The 1590-nt window shown below is 73.2% G+C and carries 2 protein-coding genes; both read right to left on the bottom strand.

Annotated features, from left to right (window positions below; genetic code table 11):
• Positions 1-76: 76 nt before the first annotated feature.
• Complete coding sequence (locus CCN56_RS40490; RefSeq protein WP_086832534.1) at positions 77-733, bottom strand: HAD family hydrolase; 657 nt, start codon at positions 731-733, stop codon at positions 77-79.
• A 36-nt stretch (positions 734-769) separates the two neighbouring features.
• Positions 770-1276, bottom strand: a complete 507-nt coding sequence (locus tag CCN56_RS40485) for a hypothetical protein (RefSeq protein WP_086832533.1) — start codon at positions 1274-1276, stop codon at positions 770-772.
• Positions 1277-1590: the final 314 nt, after the last annotated feature.

Here is a 1590-nt window from a genome sequence, read left to right as displayed (position 1 = left end):
GGGAGGGTGGGCACAACCCACCCACCGAGCCGCACCCGGCCGGACCCCGCCTGCCCCACCGGACAGAAGCCGCCCCCTAGACCAGCTCCTCCGCCACGGCGACGGCCTCGGCCAGCGAGTCGACCACCGGCACCCCGACCCGCGACAGCGACGCCCGACTGTGCGACCCCCCGGTGTACAGCACCGCCCGCGCCCCCACATGCGCCGCCGCGATCGCGTCGTCCGCCGCGTCACCGATGACGACGACCCGCTCGGCCGGGACGGCAAGCGCAGCCAGGTGCCGCACCATGTGCCCCGACTTCCCGTCCGTCGACGCATCGACGCGCCCGTCCACCCGGACGAACCGCTCGGCGATCCCGTACCGCGCGACGAGCGGCACGAGATCGGCGTGCGACGCGAGCGACAGCAGCGACTGCGTGAACCCGGACTCCTGCCGCGCGGCCAGCAGCTCCGCCGCCCCGGCGGTGAGCGTGCAGGACTCGGCCCGCGCCCAGTAGTGCCGGTGGAAAGCCCCGTCCATGACGGTCCACTCCTCGTCCGTGGGCAGCCGCCCCATCAGCCGCTCGTAGAACTTCGGCACCGGCACCGTGTACAGCTCGCGGTACCGCTCGAGCGTGATCTCTTCGAGTCCCAGCTCCGCGAAGGCCGCGTTCGTCGCCCCGATGACCGCGCCGATGTCGTCGAGCAGTGTGCCGTTCCAGTCCCAGACCAGGTGTTTCCCGTGCTTCCCCATGGGCAGAGACGGTACCTGGCCCCACCGACAGGGACGTCAGCCCAGCAGACCCGGGATCTCCTGCACCCCGAACCACAGCAGCTCGTGGTCCTCGGCCCCGTCCACGACGAACTGCGCGTCGTCGTCGCCCTGGTCCGCCGCGCCCAGCGCGCCCGCCGCCGCCGCGACGTCCGCCTCGGCGTCGTCCGCGTCGGCGTGCACGGCGGCCGCCTTGGCCAGGGGTACGGCTCCGGCGATGCGGACCTCGCCGATGGAGCCGGTGTCGAGCCCGCGGTCGGGGTCGACGGTCGCGTCCTTGTCGGCCACGTCGACGGCGACGACGACCCGGCGCCGGGGCGCCTCGGGGTCGCCGGCGAGGAGCCGCAGGGAGGCGGACGCGGCCCGGTTGAGCGCCGCGTACTCCAGCTCCTCGATGTCCTCGGAGACGTACCACTCGCGCAGCGCGGGGGTGACGGCGTAGGCGGTCAGCGGACCGGGGCCCAGCTCGCCCGCCTTGTGCGCCTGTGCGAGACCGGGGAGGGTCAGGGGGACGTAGACGCGCATCGCAGGCCGCTTTCGTAGACGGAGAGGCCCTCAGGATACGTGCGGAGTCCCCCTTCGGGGCGGCGGGCCGGAGCCGTCGTCCGTCCACCGCGGAAGGCCGCCCGCCGAGTCGTCGGAGAGCCGGTTTCCGACCGCGTCACCCTGATAGGTGATCCGTTTTCGGGACCGCCCGGCCGCGACGGCCTCCTTGCGGGGCCTCGGAATCCCCCCGTACAAGATCCCCAACGGAAGTTACCGACTGGTATCACTCGGTTACGCAACGACAGGGGCTCGCCATGGACGTCACGCTCACCACCACGCCCTCCCCGCTCCCC

Source organism: Streptomyces sp. NRRL B-24572, from assembly GCF_002156145.1.
GTDB classification, from domain to species: Bacteria; Actinomycetota; Actinomycetes; order Streptomycetales; family Streptomycetaceae; genus Streptomyces; species Streptomyces vietnamensis.
Note: the sequence above shows the minus strand (reverse complement) of the source record. Positions and strands in the feature narration are given on the sequence as shown.

What these genes read in the sequence shown, in the direction of transcription:
- CCN56_RS40490 (WP_086832534.1), bottom strand. Translation starts at nt 733, where the DNA reads ATGGGGAAGCACGGGAAACACCTGGTCTGGGACTGGAACGGCACACTG.
- CCN56_RS40485 (WP_086832533.1), bottom strand. Translation starts at nt 1,276, where the DNA reads ATGCGCGTCTACGTCCCCCTGACCCTCCCCGGTCTCGCACAGGCGCAC.